At 53.9% G+C, this 17,907-nt stretch carries 15 protein-coding genes; 6 read left to right on the top strand and 9 right to left on the bottom strand.

Annotated features, from left to right (window positions below):
• Positions 1–43 precede the first annotated feature (43 nt).
• Genes FOE74_RS10380 through FOE74_RS10360 form a run of 5 tightly spaced genes read right to left on the bottom strand, consistent with a single transcriptional unit; the run spans position 44 to position 3,638 of the window.
• On the bottom strand, positions 44–970 hold the full coding sequence (locus FOE74_RS10380; RefSeq protein ID WP_149098526.1) for a bifunctional riboflavin kinase/FAD synthetase: 927 nt from the start codon (positions 968–970) through the stop codon (positions 44–46).
• A complete protein-coding gene (gene truB / locus FOE74_RS10375; RefSeq protein WP_149098525.1) occupies positions 948–1,658 on the bottom strand; it encodes a tRNA pseudouridine(55) synthase TruB in 711 nt (236 codons plus the stop codon). Before truB ends, FOE74_RS10380 begins: the two co-directional genes overlap by 23 nt.
• A complete protein-coding gene (locus tag FOE74_RS10370; RefSeq protein ID WP_149098524.1) occupies positions 1,658–2,500 on the bottom strand; it encodes an undecaprenyl-diphosphate phosphatase in 843 nt (280 codons plus the stop codon). Before FOE74_RS10370 ends, truB begins: the two co-directional genes overlap by 1 nt.
• Positions 2,501–2,722 (bottom strand): DUF3098 domain-containing protein, encoded by a 222-nt coding sequence (locus FOE74_RS10365; protein WP_149098523.1) that lies wholly within the window; start codon positions 2,720–2,722, stop codon positions 2,501–2,503.
• Between the two features lie 16 nt (positions 2,723–2,738).
• Entirely contained in the window at positions 2,739–3,638 is a 900-nt protein-coding gene (locus tag FOE74_RS10360; RefSeq protein ID WP_149098522.1) for a cell division protein FtsX, read from the bottom strand.
• Positions 3,639–3,849: 211 nt separating this feature from the next.
• On the opposite strand from FOE74_RS10360, the gene FOE74_RS21210 reads away from it, so the two are divergent.
• Positions 3,850–4,023 carry a hypothetical protein gene (locus FOE74_RS21210; RefSeq protein WP_188686582.1) on the top strand — a complete coding sequence of 58 codons (174 nt, stop codon included), beginning with the start codon at positions 3,850–3,852 and terminating at the stop codon, positions 4,021–4,023.
• Between the two features lie 53 nt (positions 4,024–4,076).
• On the opposite strand, the gene FOE74_RS10355 is transcribed toward FOE74_RS21210, so the two are convergent.
• Positions 4,077–8,648, bottom strand: a complete 4,572-nt coding sequence (locus tag FOE74_RS10355; protein ID WP_149098521.1) for a translocation/assembly module TamB domain-containing protein — start codon at positions 8,646–8,648, stop codon at positions 4,077–4,079.
• Between the two features lie 96 nt (positions 8,649–8,744).
• Between FOE74_RS10355 and tsaD the strand changes: the two genes are divergently transcribed.
• Complete coding sequence (gene tsaD, locus FOE74_RS10350) at positions 8,745–9,749, top strand: tRNA (adenosine(37)-N6)-threonylcarbamoyltransferase complex transferase subunit TsaD (RefSeq protein ID WP_149098520.1); 1,005 nt, start codon at positions 8,745–8,747, stop codon at positions 9,747–9,749.
• Positions 9,750–10,038: 289 nt separating this feature from the next.
• Here tsaD and FOE74_RS10345 read toward each other — a convergent pair whose 3' ends face one another.
• Positions 10,039–10,287: a hypothetical protein gene (locus tag FOE74_RS10345; RefSeq protein WP_149098519.1), complete on the bottom strand. Its 249-nt coding sequence runs from the start codon at positions 10,285–10,287 to the stop codon at positions 10,039–10,041.
• A 178-nt stretch (positions 10,288–10,465) separates the two neighbouring features.
• Here FOE74_RS10345 and FOE74_RS10340 point away from each other — a divergent pair, with 178 nt between their 5' ends.
• The 4 genes from FOE74_RS10340 (at position 10,466) to FOE74_RS10325 (ending at position 15,751) form a co-directional block, all read left to right on the top strand.
• Positions 10,466–11,938 carry a M14 family metallopeptidase gene (locus FOE74_RS10340; RefSeq protein ID WP_225840767.1) on the top strand — a complete coding sequence of 491 codons (1,473 nt, stop codon included), beginning with the start codon at positions 10,466–10,468 and terminating at the stop codon, positions 11,936–11,938.
• Between the two features lie 103 nt (positions 11,939–12,041).
• Positions 12,042–13,115, top strand: coding sequence for a DUF1611 domain-containing protein (locus tag FOE74_RS10335; RefSeq protein WP_149098518.1), 1,074 nt, complete (start codon positions 12,042–12,044; stop codon positions 13,113–13,115).
• Entirely contained in the window at positions 13,112–14,179 is a 1,068-nt protein-coding gene (locus FOE74_RS10330; protein WP_149098517.1) for a mandelate racemase/muconate lactonizing enzyme family protein, read from the top strand. The genes FOE74_RS10335 and FOE74_RS10330 overlap by 4 nt, the downstream gene beginning before the upstream one ends.
• A 339-nt stretch (positions 14,180–14,518) precedes the next feature.
• The gene (locus FOE74_RS10325; RefSeq protein ID WP_149098516.1) at positions 14,519–15,751 is read left to right on the top strand and encodes a nucleoside recognition domain-containing protein; all 1,233 of its coding nucleotides are present in this window, start codon (positions 14,519–14,521) and stop codon (positions 15,749–15,751) included.
• A gap of 152 nt (positions 15,752–15,903) precedes the next feature.
• Here FOE74_RS10325 and FOE74_RS10320 read toward each other — a convergent pair whose 3' ends face one another.
• Both FOE74_RS10320 and FOE74_RS10315 read right to left on the bottom strand, forming a co-directional pair.
• On the bottom strand, positions 15,904–16,383 hold the full coding sequence (locus FOE74_RS10320) for a hypothetical protein (protein WP_149098515.1): 480 nt from the start codon (positions 16,381–16,383) through the stop codon (positions 15,904–15,906).
• Positions 16,384–16,403: 20 nt separating this feature from the next.
• A complete protein-coding gene (locus FOE74_RS10315) occupies positions 16,404–17,906 on the bottom strand; it encodes a SusD/RagB family nutrient-binding outer membrane lipoprotein (protein ID WP_149098514.1) in 1,503 nt (500 codons plus the stop codon).
• Position 17,907: the final 1 nt, after the last annotated feature.

Here is a 17,907-nt window from a genome sequence, read left to right as displayed (position 1 = left end):
CTCTATCGTGAAAGCCCGAGGTGAAGTTACGGATTTACCTGATTTATCCTAACACTTGTAAGGCTGCGGTCCTGTCTAGACGTAATTGGGCAATAAGGGCGTCCAGGCCGGAGAACTTCTGCTCGGGGCGCAAATAGGAAGCGAAGGAAAGGGTTAAGTCTTGACCGTACAGGTCACCGTTGAAATCAAAGAGGTGTACTTCAATGGTCTGGGACGTGCCGTTCACGGTGGGGCGGGTGCCGATGTTCAGCATTCCCTTATAGGTACCAGAGCTAGTTTGCACCTGTACGGCGTACACGCCCTGCGCAGGAACCAGCTTCAGTTTTTCAGGCAATTCCAGATTAGCCGTAGGGAACCCGATGGTGCGGCCCAGTTGCTTTCCGGTTACCACCGTGCCGGTGAGGGCGTAGGGGCGGCCCAGGTACTTGGCAGCGGTAGCCACATCGCCTTTCTCCAGGGCGGTCCTGATCTTGCTGGAGCTTACGCCTATGGCGTCCACATCCTGCCGGGGAATCTCCTCTACCACAAACCCGTACCGGGAGGCATTCTGCTGGAGATAATCAAAGCCTCCTTCGCGGTTCTTCCCGAAGCGGTGGTCATAGCCTATCACCAGCTTCTTGGTCCGGATGGTCTTAATGAGGATCTGCTGGATGTATTCCTCTGAGGAAAGCTGGGCGAATTCTTTGGTGAAAGGCAGAAGCAAGAGGTAATCTACCCCAAAAGCCCGCAGCGCCTCTATACGTTCCTCCACCGTAGACAGCAAACGTAAAGAATCATCTTCCGGCCGTAGCACGGTGCGCGGATGGGGCCAATAGGTGATGACCACACTTTGGCCCTGGTCCTGGCGGGCAGCCTCTATGAGACGTGAAAGGATTTTCTGGTGGCCCACATGCACGCCATCAAACGTACCCGAGGTGACCACCGCCTGCGATAGGGCAGGAAATTGGCTAAGCTCCCGGATGACGATCATAGTGCGCCTGTTGTTTTTTGCGGAGTTCTTGCAGTTGGTCCAGGCTCATAGCATCTTCCAGGCGGTATTCCCCAATGCGGGTGCGGACCAATTTGGAAAGGTAGGCCCCGCACCCTAGTTTCTCGCCCAGATCGCGGGCCAGGCTGCGGATGTAGGTGCCTTTGGAGCACACTACTTTAAAGTGCACCTGGTTGCCTTCAATGGCGGTTAGCTCAAATTGCTTGATGGTGATGCGCTTTGATTTGATCTCAGCGGTGTCTCCCCGGCGCGCCAGGGTATACGCCCTTTCCCCGTTCACCTTCACCGCTGAATAGATGGGCGGGGTTTGGTCAATCTCGCCTAAGAAAGAATCTGCCGCTTCCTGAATGGCCTCAGGGGTGAGGTAATCAATGGGAGCAGTGGAATCTATTTCCGTTTCCAGGTCGAAGGAAGGAGTGGTGTGCCCTAAAACGAAGGTACCCGTGTATTCTTTCTCCTGCGCCTGAATCTCTTCAATGCGCTTGGTGAACTTGCCCGTGCACATGATCAGCAGGCCGGTGGCCAGGGGATCCAAGGTGCCGGCATGGCCGATCTTCTTGATGCGGAGGGCGAACTTGGTTTTCTTCACCACGTCAAAGGAAGTCCAGGTAAGGGGTTTGTCTAGCAAGAGAATGGCCCCGGCCTCAAAGTCATATGGAGTTTCCTGCATCACACTATTTGTAAATCTACTCCTAAGGCCAGCAATAACAGAATCACCAGCCCTACCACAATGCGGTAATAGCCAAACAGCTTAAATCCGTATTTGGTTAAAAAGCCCACAAAAAACTTGATGGCGGCCATGGCTACCAGAAAAGCCACCACGTTGCCTACCAGCAGCACCTGCCATTCCTGGGGGGTGATGGAATCAAAGCCATGCTGGATCTTGGGCAGGTTGAACGTGAGTACGTCTGAAATCTCCAGGTGCAGCAGGTCTTTGATCACGCTGTACACGGTGGCTGCTAACATGGTAGGCACCGCCATGAAAAAAGAGAACTCCGCAGCCGATTTCCGGGTCATGCCTTGCGTAAGTCCCCCAATAATGGAGGAAGCCGAGCGGGAAACCCCCGGAATCATGGCAATACACTGGAACAGGCCAATGACAAAGGCATTCTTGTAGCTGGGGGTGGTCACCGGGTTCTCCCGGTCATGGAACCAGCGGTCAATGAAAATGAGCACCACACCGCCCAGTACCAGGCTAATGGCCACAATCTCTACCCGTTCCAGCATGCTGAAGATCAGATCCTTCAAGGCAAATCCAATAGCCAGGGCTGGAATGACCGCGGTCATCAGCTTTTTGTAAAAATCTAGGGAGGTGAAAAAGCGCTTCCAGTACAGCACCACCACTGACAGGATAGCCCCGAATTGGATGGAGATGGTGAACATCTTGGTGAACTCAAACGCACTAATGCCCATCAGACTGGACGCAATGACCATGTGACCAGTAGAGGATACTGGTAAAAATTCCGTCAATCCTTCCACTATGGCTAGGATGATGGCTTGCCAAATACTCATCTAGTTACTCTTTCTCGGTTTGGCCAGAATGGCGAAAAATTGGATGATAAAACCGATGACCAACACAATGGGGCCTAAGGTGAGCCCTAAGAAACCATATCCGTACGGCTGGGAATCCAGGGCCATGATAATGAAACCAATGGCCATCACCAGGAGGCCTAAGAGCATGATCTGGTAGTTGCGTTTCCCAAAAGCGAAGGGAGAGGGGTTCTTGTTTTCCATGAAAGGATAGAGGTTCTTAGTATAAATCGTCTAGGGAAGCCCTAAGGTATTTCTTTACGGCCCGGTAAGAAGAGAAAAAGCCCAGTACCCCGCCTAAAATAAGCAGCGAGGCCATCAGAATCAGCATCTGGTACTCATCGCGCAGCAGATACAGTTCGGCAATCTCATGGTAAGCGTACTGGAGCAAGCCAAACAGCAGGAGCGAGGCCAGGGCCCCGCTTACCAGCCCTTGAAAGGTAGCCCGGTTCAGGAATGGCCGCTGAATGAAGAAAGAAGTGGCGCCCACCAGCTGCATGCTCCTGATCAGGAACCGCTGGGAATACAAAGCCAGTTTGATGGTGTTGTTGATCAGGATGATGACCACCAGCACCAGAATACCGGCAAAGGCCAGCAACACAATGCTCACCCGGCGCAGGTTGTGGTTGATGGAGTCAATGAGGCTCTCCACGTAATCCACCTCATGAATGCCGGTGGTGTTCTGTAAATCAATCTTGATGTTCTTGAGCTGGTCTGAGGTAGCGAATTCTGGGTTGATGCGCAGGATAAAGGCATCACGCAAGGGGTTTTCGCCCAGAAAGGTCAGGAAGTCTTCCCCGCTCTCGTCAATGAATTCCTTGGCGCCCTCTTCCTTCGACATGAAAATCACCTGGGGCTTGCTCTCCTCATAGGCAATGTACTCCTTTCGGGCCAGGGTCTTCCGCAGCTTCTCTATCTCCAGCGGCGACATCTCGCGGTCCAGGTATACCTGCACCTCAATGTTCTGTTTCACCAGGTTAGAGAGCTTGCTGGCATGAATGAGCAGCAGCCCAAAAGAGCCAATCACAAACAGCGCCAGGGTAATACTGAAGATCACCATGGTGTGCGGGTAATTGCCAAGCTTTTTCTTGCGGGTGTGTTTTAGGGGTTTAGCAGCCATAGGAACGTATGCCGGCAAAAATAGTAATAATTTAGAAGAAGAACGGAGCAGATGTGGTTTTTCGCCTGTTTTCTCTAAAAGACCCTGGAAAAAGGAAGCTGGCCAACCAGGAAGTGAAAAGGATAAATAGCCTTCCTGCGCCCGTTAAACCTTACTTTTTGGCGGAAGGAAAGTTACTCCTTCAGGCAAGAGAATGGAACCGCATCTGGTTATGAAAAAAAGAATAGGAGAAGTCTGGCAGCAAACCTGGTTCACAAACCATGCGCTGTTTCCTTGCCTTATTTCTGAAAAAGGAAAGAAAACAGGCTTGGTAGGAAAGGAAATTGGAAAGGCACAGGAAAGGATTTCCTGCCGGCCAGTCAATGAAAAGGAAGTAGGATTCTAAAACCTTGACGAATCGTTTTAAGCTGGTTTCCTGAAAAGGCCCGGTAAACTGTTTTAAAAGTTCTGCCGGGGCGTAGGTGTATCGTCTTCGAGTTTGATCATGCGTTCCCGCTCGGCAGCGCGCTGGGCACGTTTACTCAGGTTCCTTCTTCTAAACAGCTCCCCGAAGCTATCAAAGTTGGCCTGGTGCAGAATACTGATGGTTTGCCTGCTGGCGGTAGCGGTGGCTTCAAAGTCGCGGGGCGTGGTTTCATAGGTGGCCCGCAAGCGTAATTGCCCGCTTTGGCTCAGATAATACTCCACTGACCAGTCACCGGCGGCGGTAGAACGGTTGTTGCCCAGGCGGTTATTGTTTACGCTCCCCTCGCGGGTTACTTTCAGGCGGCCTTCCAGGAAGGTATAGCTCAGCTTCAACTGCACATCATCCAGCACCTGGTCCCCGTAGCCGCTCACTCCAATGTCTACTTCCAGATTGGTATCTATCTGCGAGAGCCAGTAGCTGAGTTGGTTAGAGAAAAGTTCGCCCACGCTGCTGCCCAGATCGCCAACGCCCAGGCCTACCTGGAATTCATCCTGCGCCGACAAGCGCTTGAAGGCCAGGAGCGAGAACACCTGCCGGTTCAGTTCCTGCTCATCGTTCCGGATGTTGTTCAGGTAGCGGGTTACCTGTGATTCCAAAAGGCTGGGGGTGTCATTGAACTCCAGGTTCAGACGGATCTGGGGCGTGGTAAGCGGGCCGTCCAGGTCCATCACAGCGGTCACCGGATAGCGGGACCGGGCCGCGGCAGACTGCTGGTCCTGCTCGCTCAAGTCACCTAAGATGGGAGCCAGGGATACCCGTTGGGTGTAGGTGGCGGTGATCTTGAGCAGACCGTCCAGCGGATCGCCATTGAAGGTGACGGTGCCCCCGGGCCGCACGTTGAATTCCTTGTTGATCACGCCCAGCAAGGTAAAGTTGTAGCGACCCTGCACAATCTCATAGTTGCCGTACATGGCGAACTCGCCCCGCGTGTCAATCTCCATGCGGATGTTCCCGCGCCCCCGGCCCCGGATAATATCCCCGGACCGCTGGTCAAAGATCAGCTCAATGTAGGCGTTCTCGTTGACCTCCAGGTTGAAGTTAAGCCGGATGCCGCTGAGGTCCACGGATTTTTGCACTACCGGAGTACCCGCCCCCGCGCTGTCTTGCTTGGCGGGGTTGTTGTTCACGAACGAAATGAAGTTCTGCCGCTCCAGAGAAGAGGTGTTGTCTAGCGGAATGGAGATATTGGTGTTGTTCTCGCTTCGGGCGGTGATGTTGACCTGCAGGTTAGACGTGGCGCCCAGCGCCGTGACTTCGCCGGTGGCGAAAGCGGTACCGTAATACAGCGGGTTGTCAGCGCGGGTGGTATTCAACACCATGAACTTGTTGAACCGGGCCCGCAGGTCCAGCACCATGTTCTGGAACCCGTTGTGGTAGATGCCCCCGTTCAAGACCGCCGTGTTGTTGTAGATGTCCCGGATGCGGACGTTCTGGAAAGAGATGTCGTTCTCGGTGAAAAAGACGCGATCAGAGAACGTGTACCGGGTATTGAGGTAATTGAAGATAAAGGAGCCGTCAGAGACCATGACAGAACCTTTCAGAATAGGGCCCGACAGCCTTCCGGAGATACGTACCCGGCCATCCATGGTGCCGCCCAGATCAGACATGATGGTCTTGAGCACCGGTTCCACCAGTTTTAGCTGCGCATTGTCTAAAACAGCCAGTAAATCAAGTTCCTGGTCCTCGCCGCCTTTGGGGTTATACGTTCCCGTGAGCGACAGCACCTTTTTGGCATCCCGGCTAATGCCCAGATCAACGTTCATGCGGCCCTGCTGGCTGTCCCAGGAGGTAGTGCCAGCCACGTTCCCAATCAGCTGCCCGCCAATCATGAACGTGTCCACGGCCAGGCGAGACGAAAGGTGTACCTCGCTGTAAAGATCGCGCACCTGAAGTTCACCATTGAGCAGGCCGTCAATCTCGTCGGGCAAGATGGGGTTCAGGTTCTCCAGCCGGAAATTGGAAAGGTTCACGCTTAACACATCCTGCGGGTTTTTGGAAAGAACCCCAAAAATGCTCACACTCTGCGGCCCGTTGGAGAAGGTCACGTTCTCAAATTGCAGGGCCCCGTCTTGAACAGAAATGGTATTGTTAGGCGAAATAGTCCAGACCTTGTCCAGCACGTTGATGTTAGAGCGGTTGAAGACAATCTGGATCTGGTCCTGCTCAAATGCGATGTTCCCGCTGATGTTGGCGCGGTTGGTGGTACCGGTCTGGGCAATGTTGCTGGAAAAGTGGATGAGGCGCTCGTCCCAGACACCTTCTATGTACAGTTTCTCCGTGTCACCGGCACTGCCCAGCTTTTGCCGCTCAGAGGTAATGATGGCGTTGGCCAGCACGTCTGGGGTGTTCCACAGCTTAGAGGAGGTAACTTCCAGGTGGTTCTTGTAAAACTCATTGTTGCCGTACCGGATGGTGTCCATCTTGCCCACCAGGGTCAGAACCGCAGTAGGACCGTTCCGGAACGTGCCCTCCATGGTGGAGAAGTCAGAGATGGAAACCTGAGGCAAGAACGCCTGCAGCAGTGGGTTGACCTGGCGCAGGTGCACGTCCAGATCTACCTCATACGAGGCCGGTGGGGCAGAGGCTTTGCGGCGGTAGTAGTTTTGGATCTTTAGGGGATTGTTCTCCAGGTTCAGGCGGTATTCCTCATACAAAGTCTGTAGGTCCCGGAAGAAGGTGGAGTACAGGAAGTTTCCGCCGGCCTGGAGCGCCAGCAGCTCAGACCCCACGTGCAGCTCCCTGATGCCGTCATGGAAATGCGATTCAATGGTGAGTGAATCAATGTTCACCTGCCGGCCGGCGTAGGAGAGTGTCGTCTTTCTGAATTCGGCCAGCCCAACAATCTTGTCCAGTTCAATGCCCGTGAAGTCCACGTCTGCCTGGGTGGAGAGCACTATGGGTTGGTCAGTTAGCCCCAGGGCATGCAATCTGGCAGAGGAGATATTGGTTCTGAGGTCAAACACCTGTCGGTTGTTCTGCAGGTTGATCTGCCCGCTGGCCGTCATTTTAAGGTTGGGGTCATTGATGCGGATATCCCCGTTGAACTTCTGGCGGCTCAGGTCAGCGTTGACCACAATGTTGCGGTAGTTGTAGTTCTTGAGGTTGATCGCGTTGATGGTGGCGTCCAGGTTCAGGTGGGCCGTGGCAAGGCTGAAACCGCTGCCCTGTACGCGGCCGTCCATGGCTACCCGTTTGATCACGCTGCGGTCTCCCAAGAGGCCTCCCACGTCAAACCCCGAGGTCTTAAGGTAGCCCCGGTAAGCGGAGCGGTCAATGTTGTTCTTGTCAAACTTGAGGTTGATGTCAGAGACCACGTTCCCCAGGGCGCTTTTGAAGGAGCCGTTCGCCACAAAGTCGTTGTAGAAGCCGGTGAACTCGCCCTCCAGGTGCACAGTGCCGGCCCGGGCAGCCATGGCATAGGCTTTGGCCGGCAGGAAATGCTTCAGGTCGCGGGCGTTGATCGTGCTGGGCCCCAGCACCAGGTCGGCAAAGGTGTTCTTGAAATTGGGCAGCCCATCGGCAGAGATGTCCCCGGTAATGTGGGTGTATTGCCCGTACCGGAGGTCAATGTCCTGCGCCCTGAAGTTCTTCACCTTGCCCTTCACCTTACCGGAGATCAGCACCTTTTCATCCCAGTCTTTTAAAACAGTGGCAAAAAGAGCCACATCCTCTGAGGTGATATAAGTGCTGTCAAATGTGGCGGTTACGTTCATGCTGTCATTGAACTCCTTGAAGTTCATGAACCGCTCATAGTCAAAGCGCACGTACTTGGCCAGGTGGCTGTTGTTCACCCGCAGGTTCAGCTCATCCCACTCCCAGAACTTGGGGGAGAAGGTCATGCGGGTGTCTAGGTCCTTGAGGTAGGTCTGGGAGTTCTTGTCAATGGTGGTGAGGCTGGTAATCACCGTCTGAATGGTGTCTCCTATGATGTTGATCTCCGAGAACCGGCCGTTGATGCGCTGCAGGTCCATGTGCTGGTAATCCAGGCCATGGGCAGTGGTGGGTTCGTTGTAGTCGTGGTAACTGAAGTGCCCGTTCTTGAGCACGATCTCGTCAATCTTGAACTCAAACGGATTCTGGCTCTGGGCGGTGTCAGTGGTGATGAGATTGGATAAGGAGGCGATAAAAGTACTCAGGTTCAAGGAGTCGGAGCCTTTGTACTGAATCAGGTTGGCCTCAGGCCGGGTGAGCGTGAGCGAGGCAATGTGGAGCTTGTTGGGCGGGAACTTGGGCAGGGGAATGGTCAGCTTGGAGCCGCCGGGCAAGGTAAGCTCTGTCTCCTCTTTTCTGAAAAGGCTGAAGAAACTAATGTCTGCTTCGGCCTGCCCGATGTAAAAAAGCGTCTTTTTCTGCCGGTCCAGCACCCGCACGTTGTGGAGCACCACCCGCTTGAAGAATTTGATATCTACACTGTCAATGGTGACCTGGTGGTGGATGGTGTTGGAGAGAAGGCGGGCCGCTTTTTGGGCCACTTTGGTCTGGACAGCCGGAAAACGCAAAGCCAGGGTGAGCGCGCCCACCACCACTACCACCACCAGAAGCACGCCCAGAATTATTTTTAACAGAGCTTTTGCTATAACTTGCGGGTAGTTTTTCTTTTTTTCTAGCGTTTCTTCTTGGTCTTGCGTCTCCAACGGAATATGAACCCTACACTATTAGCAATAGAATCGTCTTGTGATGAAACCTCGGCCTCTGTTATCCAAAACGGCCGCGTGCTCTCAAACATTGTAGCCACGCAGGCAATCCATGAGCAATACGGCGGCGTGGTGCCAGAGTTAGCGTCACGGGCGCACCAGCAAAACATCATACCCGTGGTGGCCCAGGCCCTGCAAAAAGCAAATATAGCAAAAAGCCAATTAGATGCGGTGGCTTTTACCCGCGGCCCCGGACTTTTGGGCGCCTTGCTGGTGGGCTGTTCCTTCGCGAAATCCTTTGCCTTGGGCCTGAACCTGCCGCTTATAGAGGTGAACCACATGCAGGCGCATATCCTGGCCCATTTCATTGAGGAACCCCGGCCCAATTTCCCTTTCCTGTGCCTGACCGTGAGCGGCGGCCATACCCAAATCGTATTGGTGCGCAGCCACCTGGACATGGAGGTGCTGGGCCAAACCACAGATGACGCCGTGGGCGAGGCCTTTGATAAATCAGCGAAGCTGCTGGGTTTGCCGTACCCGGGCGGACCTCTGCTGGATAAACTGGCTTCTACCGGTGACCCCAACCGGTTCCAGTTCCCCATTGTGAACATGGATGGCTATGATTACTCTTTCAGCGGGATCAAGACCTCTATCCTGAATTTCGTGAAGAAGAACACCGCCGCCCAACCCGACTTTGTGCAGGAGAACCTACCGGATATCTGTGCCAGCATTCAGCAGGCCTTGATTCAGACTTTGCTCAAGAAACTGGTATTGGCGGCCAAAGAACAAGGCATCCAAGAAATCGCTATTGCCGGCGGCGTGTCAGCTAATACGGGGCTGCGGGCCGCCCTGCAGGAGCATGCCCTGCGCCTGGGCTGGAACGTCTATATCCCCGGGTTTGAGTACTGCACCGACAATGCCGCTATGATTGCCATGGCCGCCCATTACCAATACCTGGCCGGTGATTTCACCACCCAATACGCCAGCCCAGACCCGCGGCTGAAGGTGTAAGGCCACTTAGTTTTCAGGGCCTTTTCAGAAAAATAAAGGGAAAACGGGCTAGTTTTCTTTTTGAGTGATTGGCCCCAGAAGGCAGGATTTGGAGAGGCGTTTGGTTTTAGTTGTTCTTTTTGAGAAATGAGATAAAAGGCTGAATGTTAGGATGCTATAACTGAAAATAAATACTTTTATTATAGTCCGAGCTTCTTCATGGCCTCCGCTTGCTATGGAAGATTGCTGAGGATCAGTTTTGGGTTTCTTAGTCGAATAAATCCGCTGTCCATGGGGCAAGGCTGTTCGTTCAAGTTGAACCGTACTGGGTAGTTGTAGCCCAAGCATTTTCGAAAAGGTAACCAGATGAGCCGGAAATAGATTTGATATCTCCTTGGTGCGGAAGGGCGGAAAAAGCCTTATTCACCCTTGGGATAGGAAACCGCTTTTTGATTTTTTCCTTCCTTTCTCTTTCTATTTCCCGGCTAGTTTCTGACCCTAATTCTTTGTCAACACCAGTTCCTGGGTTAAGCTTTCCCCTTTTGTGCTTCTTTTCCAAAAAAGGGGAGATAAACAGGTTGGACCCTCACGCAGGGGCAGGAGACAGAAATTCTTGGCTAATTTTTTCCGTTCCCCAGAATTCGTCCTTACATTGACCGCCTGAACCGCCTTGGCTCTTGGCCGGATACCAGACCTCCCGCCACTGCCGGGGCGCACCACTTAAACCACGTGGTTCCATGCGCATCCTCCTTCTTTTCATCTTTTCTTTCATGACCGTTTTGAGTGCCGATTGCCAAACCAGCCCGGTGACCCGGGTGGCCCGGAAAATATTTGAACAACACCACACCTATCGGGAGCCCAGCATCACCCACCGCCGGTTCAAACACGGGCAGGTGGTGCCCCTGTTGGAAAAACTAAAGCAGAACCCCCTGTTCCAAGTGCAGGTAGTAGGTAAATCGGTGGAGAACCGGGACATCTACCTGGTCAAAGCCGGTACCGGGAAAACCAAGATCCTGCTGTGGTCTCAGATGCACGGCGATGAACCTACCGCCACCATGGCCTTGCTGGATATCTTCAACTTCCTGCAAGGTTCTGATGAACTAGACCCGGTGCGGCGTGAAATCCTGGAAAACAACACGCTCTATTTCGTGCCCATGCTCAACCCAGACGGCGCCGAGAAGTTCATCCGCCGCAACGCCCTGGAAATTGACCTCAACCGGGATGCCGTGCGTCTGCAAAGCCCCGAGGCCCGTCTCCTCAAAAGCCTCCGCGACAGCATTTCCCCAGACTTCGGCTTCAACCTTCATGACCAGAGCCGGCTCTATACCGTGGGCAGTACACCCCAACCGGCCACCATCTCTTTCCTGGCCCCCGCCTATAACTATGCCCAGAGCGTGAACGAGGTGCGGGAACGGGCCATGCGTACCATTGTGGGCATGAATGAGAGCATCCAGCAATTCATACCGGGGCAGGTGGCCAAGTACTCAGACGAGCACGAGCCCCGCGCCTTCGGCGACAATATCCAGAAATGGGGGACCAGCCTGATTCTGATTGAGTCCGGCGGATTTCCCGGAGACCCTGAGAAGCAGTTCATCCGGCAGTTGAATTTTGCCTCTATTTTGTCTGCGGTGCACCTCATTGGCCACCAGGGCTATCAGAACTACGAGACCAAAGAGTACTTCAAGATTCCGGTGAATGAGCGCAATCTCTTTGATGTGGTGTTGCGCAACGTGCGCTACCAGGTCAAAGGCCGGGATACGCTGTTAGACGTGGGCATTCTAAGGAATGAAGCCCGGGCTGCCAACCCGAAAGGCTTTTACCACCGCAGCTCGGTGGAGGAAATTGGCGACATGAGCGTTTTCTACGGCTATGAAGAAGTAAACGGCGAGGGACTGTCCCTGATGCCCGGTAAAGTCTATGAGCAACCCCTGCCCGACGTAGCCGCCCTCACCCCGGAGCGTACCCGGGAATTATTGGCCTCCGGTTACACCACCGTGAAATTGACCCAGCTGCCCAGGAACCATGACCCAGCGGCGCTGCCCTTGAACGTGGTGGCCGTGTCTGGGCGGGTGAACCATGCCCTGGGCCTGGACAAAGCGGCCAACTTCACCCTGCAAAAAGACGGGCAGGTGCGCTACGCCATCGTGAACGGCTTTGTCTATGACCTCAGCCAGCCCATGCCGCCGCTCTTCCATGGGTTGGTGCTGTAGGCTTCCCATTGGGGACCCTTTTTCCTGAAAACAACCTGAAAACCTGATCTTACCCAATACCTTAACTAACAAATTATTCACTTCTTTTAACCTCAGTTTCTCAATGGACGGAAATGCCATTATCCTCACCAATGGTTTGCTAAACCAATTCCCCGCCAAAACCGCGCACGGCCTCATCAGGGGCACCGAGCGTTTTCAGATTGTAGGGGTCATTGACCAGAATTCAGCCGGGCAAGACGCCGGCGAAGTGGTAGACGGGAAAAAACGGAACATTCCGGTGTACGCTGATTTAAGCCAGTTTTTGCAAAAAAGCCCCCAAAAGGCAGACTACTGCCTGGTAGGCATTGCCCCAAAGGGTGGCAAACTACCGGCCAGCATGAAGCAAACCATTGCCGAGGCCATCAAAGAAGGAATGAACATTGTGAGCGGCCTGCACGAGTACCTGAGCGACATGCCTGACCTAGCCGCCCTGGCGCAGGAGCACGGGGTGCAACTCATTGACGTGCGCAAACCAAAGCCCAAAAGCGAACTCCATTTCTGGACCGGTAAAATCAAAGACGTGCCAGCACCACGGGTGGCCGTACTGGGCACCGACGTGCGCATGGGCAAGCGCACCACCACACGTCTCCTCACCCAGGCAGCAGAGGCGGCGGGCCTCAAGGCCCAGATGATCTTCACCGGCCAAACCGGCTGGATGCAAGGCCGGGGCAAAGGCTTCATCCTGGACTCCACTTACAATGATTTCGTATCTGGGGAACTGGAGCACGCTATCCTGACCAGCTACGCCGAGCATAAACCTGATGTCTTCTTCGTGGAAGGGCAGGCGGCGCTCCGCAACCCCAGCGGTCCCTGCGGTTCTGAGTACCTGGTTTCGGGCCAGATGAAATACGTGGTACTGCAACACGCCCCGGCTCGCATTTACTTTGATGACAACGAGGAGCTGGGTTTCAAAATCCCGCCCATCTCCACTGAGATCGAACTCATCAGGTTGTATGGTTCCAAGGTGATTGCGGTGACGTTGAACACCGCCGGTCTGTCTCTGGAAGAGGCCCGGACCTACCAGAAGCAATACCAGGAGGAGTTGAACTTGCCGGTGGTGCTTCCCTTGGAAGACGGGGTAGACCAGATCATTGACCTTATCAAGCAGGAAGTGGTGAAGGAGACGGAGGCCGTATGAAAATCACCGCCATCAACGTCTGGAAAGCTGATTTAGCATTAACCCGGCCCTACACCATTGCCTTCAAGACTGTATCTGCAGTAGAGAATGTGGTGGTGGAGCTGGTGGCCGAAAATGGCTTGACCGGGCTGGGCACCGGCAACCCCAGCACCGAAGTGGTGGGCGAGAAACTCGCGGAGACCCTAGCCGTGCTACAGCCCGAAAACCTGGATTGGCTTCTGGGGCAGGACCTCCGCAGTTTTCAGCGGCTCTGCGATGAGCTTCCGCAGCGCCTGCCCCGCAACCCGGCCGCCCGCGCCGCCCTGGACATCGCCCTGCATGACCTTTTTGCCAAGTTCCTGCAGGTACCGTTAGTCACCTTCCTGGGTCAACGCCTGGAATCATTGCCCACTTCCATCACCATCGGGATCAAATCCGTAGCCGAGACCCTGGCGGAGGCCGAGGAATATGTGGGCCGGGGTTTCACGCACCTGAAGGTGAAGGTGGGGGAGACGGTGGAGCAGGACCTGGAGCGCCTGGTGAAACTGCGCGAGGCCCACGGCCACCACGTCACCATCCGGATTGACGCCAACCAGGGTTGGACCTCCTATGACCTGGCCAATTTCTGTTCCCAGGCCCAGAAGCTGGACATAGAACTGATTGAGCAGCCGCTGCCGGCTCCCATGATTGATGATTTACGTGAACTGCCAGATTCGGTTAAAGACTTGGTAGCCGCTGATGAGTCGTTGCTTACTCCATCTGATGCGTTCCAGTTGGCCGGTAAGCCCCGCGCTTGTGGTATTTACAACATCAAGCTCATGAAGTGTGGGGGCGTGTATGCGGCTCGTCAGATCGCGACTATTGCCCAACAGGCCGGCATTGACCTCATGTGGGGTTGCAACGACGAGAGCATTGTGAGCATCAGTGCCGCATTACACGCGGCCTTCTCCTGCGCCAACACCCGCTACATTGACCTGGACGGCAGTCTTGACCTGGCCCGGGACGTGGTTTCCGGAGGCTTCCTGCTGGAGAACGGCATCATGCGCCCCAACGGCAAACCCGGCCTAGGCGTAGAGCGGATTTAGTGAGTGAGTGAGTGAGTGAGTGAGTGAGTGACGGAAGCTTCATTGGAATTGCTCCTCTTTCTTGACTGATTCAGCCTGTTTTCTAAAAATAAGCCTTAAAACAACTTCACGAGCAAAGGCTCTCCGGGGCTGAAAATAAAGGATAGAAATGTATCCTAATATGAAACCGCAGGACTGGGTAGACAGACCTGCGGTTTTTATTTTCCGGCTGTGTATCTTTCGGTCGGTTATGCCTGAAATAGGGAGAAGAAACGGGCCTAGGCAACTTTTGCCAAAACCTCCATTTCTTCCCTCCAATAATCAGTCAATCAACTTCTCTCAATCACTCATTCATCTCGCATGATTTTAAATTATCTGTGGGTGGCGTTTTTCCTGATCGCCTTCTGCATTGCCCTCTTCAAGCTCATTGTCTTCCAGGATGTTGAGGTTTTCCAGAAAGTAGTTGCCAGCACCTTTGACAGCGCCAAAACCGGTTTTGAGATCTCCCTGGGGTTAACCGGGGTCATGACGCTGTGGCTGGGTCTGATGAAAGTAGGGGAACGGGGCGGCATCATCGCTATTTTCGCGAAGGCCGTGGGGCCTTTCTTCAACCGTCTTTTCCCGGAAGTACCCAAGAATCACCCCGTTTTCGGTTCTATCCTGATGAACTTCTCCGCGAACATGCTGGGCCTGGACAACGCCGCTACTCCGCTGGGCCTCAAGGCTATGAAGGAACTGCAGGAACTGAACCCCAGTGAAGACACCGCCTCCAACGCCCAGATCATGTTCCTGGTGCTCAATACCGCAGGCCTGACCCTTATTCCTATCAGTGTGTTGGTTTTCCGGGCGCAGATGGGCTCGGTAGACCCGTCAGCGGTGTTCATTCCTATCTTGCTGGGCACGTTCTTCTCGCTGTTGGGTGGTTTGCTGGCCGTGGCCATTTACCAGCGCATCAACCTCCTGGATAAAGTGGTGCTTTTGTACCTGGGTACGCTGGGCGGTCTGATTGGCGGCTTGATCTATTATTTCAGCACCATCTCCCAGGAACGCATTGCTTTGATTTCCTCGGTGGCCAGTAACATCATCCTTTTCTCCGTGATCATTTCCTTTATCACCCTGGCCCTCGTGCGGAAGGTGAACGTGTATGAGTCCTTTATTGAAGGAGCCAAGGAAGGCTTTGGGGTAGCGGTTTCCATTATCCCGTACCTGGTGGCCATGTTGGTGGCCATTGGCGTATTCCGGGCTTCCGGCGCATTGGATTTGCTGGTACAGGGTATTGGCAGTCTGTTTGCCTGGCTGGGCTTCAACACTGATTTCGTGCCGGCCTTACCGGTGGCCCTGATGAAACCTTTAAGCGGCAGCGGTGCCCGCGGCCTTATGGTAGATGCCATGAAAACCTACGGCGTAGATTCCTTTGTGGGCAATGTGGCCGCTGTGATCCAAGGCTCCACCGAGACCACGTTCTACATTCTTGCAGTGTACTTTGGCTCCGTGGGCATCCGGAAAACCCGTTACGCGGTGGTTTGTGGTCTCATCGCTGATTTAGTGGGCATTGTGGCCGCAATTTGGCTGGCATACCTGTTCTTCCATTAATATTCATTTACTGGCTTTTTTTAAAGAAAGGGCTGGTAAACACAACGGGGCCATCTTCAGGAATCACGTTTTCTGTTTCTTTCCTGGAAAATACCCCTAAAACAAAAGGGCTTCCTACCTGGAAGCCCTTTTGTTTTAACTGCGGTGGAATTTTATGGTCTGATTCTGATCCATAAGGTTCTGATTACGTTCAGGTTGTTCTGGTTCAGGACCTCGGTTTCAATTCTCACGTTGGTTTCAGGCGGAGCCTGTGGAACAGTATAAGAAACCACCAGGGTATCAGTGCGGTCAACCTTGGAGAAAGCTGGCGCGTAGGGATAGGTTTTTACCTTGGTTCTGGCGCCAGCGCCCACCGTTTGATACACGTTTATTTCTTTTACCGGAGATTCAGAGAAGAACTGGAGTTCATATCTGATCTCGGTACCCGGCGCGTATTGCCTGGTGTTGGCATTGTTGGCGGTAGAGATGGCCGTATTGGTAGCCAAGTCAAACAATTCATTGGCGCTCACCGGGGCACTTCCTACTCCCGTAGGAGTGGTATTGTCGGCAATAAAATCGGGCTCATCATAACAGGCCGTCAAAGACAGACCGCTCAGGGCTAACCCACAGAGATAGAAAGCTATTTTCTTCATGTTTTCTGGAAATTAAGTCATTATTGATCCCACCACATTTTCTCAGCCAAGCCTTTGGTCACCTTGGTTACTTCCGCTGCATTGCGGGCGGCCTCAGACTCTGGGTATAGAATTCTCCTGATGAATTGGCCATTCAAGGCAGGGTTGTGCTCTGTAGGAAGCTCCATGGTAGGATAGATAGCCGGTGAGTAGTCATAGCGGCGCACGTCTACCCAGGCTTCAGGGTTCAGGTAAAGCGCGATGAGTTTTTCTTTCATGATCAGACTCAGCGTGAGATTGGCAGCTCCCACCGCCACCTGCGGATGTGTCAAATAAGCCTGAACCTGAGCGGAAGGAACTCCCAGTTTGTCCATATGCGCTCTGATTCCGTCCAGATAAGCTTGGTAAGCTTGGGCCGTGCTGCCCCTGGAGGTACGGGTACCGCCATTGGCCAGAAAGCGGGCCTCGGCTTCAATGAACTTCATCTCGCTGAAGGTAACCATCATAAGCGGCGAAGCTGGTTTGGCATAGAAGGTATTGGCCGTCAAATTGGTGTTGCCCCCTGTTCCTGCCCCGTTTTTGTACCCCAGGTAATTGTCCGGAGAGGTTCCTTTGTCTGCCATGAAGGGCAGGCGAGGGTCTACCAGACCAGCATAGGTGAGCCCGTTCATCAGGTTGATCAGGGTCAGGGAGGGAGCTATGATAAAGTTACCGGTAGTGGTTCCAATGGCAATCTCCCGGTTCCAGGGGTTCAGGTTGCGGTCATTGTGCAGGATCTCCAAGTCATCTGCGTTGGACGTAAAGGCTTGGGCCACAAAGGTGAGCGCGGTATTAGCGGCTGCCACGCCGTTTTTCTCCACCAAATGGATGGCATAGCGGGCTTTGAGCGCATTGGCGGCTCTGATCCACCGGCTTATCTGTACGGCCTGGGTTGGGGCGGTGGTCACGCCTGGCTTCACCACCCCATAGATGAGGTCATCGGCGCCAGGCCGCAGGGTAGAAGTGGGTTTCTTGAGTTCTACCAGGGCATCATCTAATAGCTTATTGATGGTGGTGTACAGCTGCTCTTCCTGGTCATAGGCGGGGGTGAATTCTGCGGCGCCCTGAAAAGCCTGGGAAAAAGGAGCCGCTCCCCAGTTATCCGCCAGCAGCCCCAGGTTCAGGGCCTGCAAGACTTTCCCAATGCCCACGTAATGCGAAGAACCTTCGGTGGAGGCTTGCTTCACCAGCAGATCCAGGTTGTTGAGGTTGTTGAGGTAAATCATGTTCCAGGCCCTGTTGCTCCGCACGTCAATGTGCCGGTCAAACTGCTGCGGACCAGAGGCAAAGGCCGCCATCTGCTGCGCGAAAAGGCTGGTGTGCAGCCCAAGCTCATAATGGGCAGTTCCGGTAAAGACCTGAATGGGGGAAAGCAAAGCATCTGAACTTACCGCCGCCGCCCGGTTGGGGTCATCGTTGATGTCCAGAAAAGAATCGCAGCCAGCCATGGGAAGCAAGGCCAGCAAGCCCATGGTGATATATCGTCTAGAGAAAGTAAGCATCATC

Source organism: Rufibacter glacialis, from assembly GCF_008271745.1.
Taxonomy (GTDB): Bacteria; Bacteroidota; Bacteroidia; order Cytophagales; family Hymenobacteraceae; genus Nibribacter; species Nibribacter glacialis.
The sequence above is the reverse complement of the archived record's forward strand: the minus strand, read 5'-3'. Positions and strand labels throughout refer to the sequence as shown.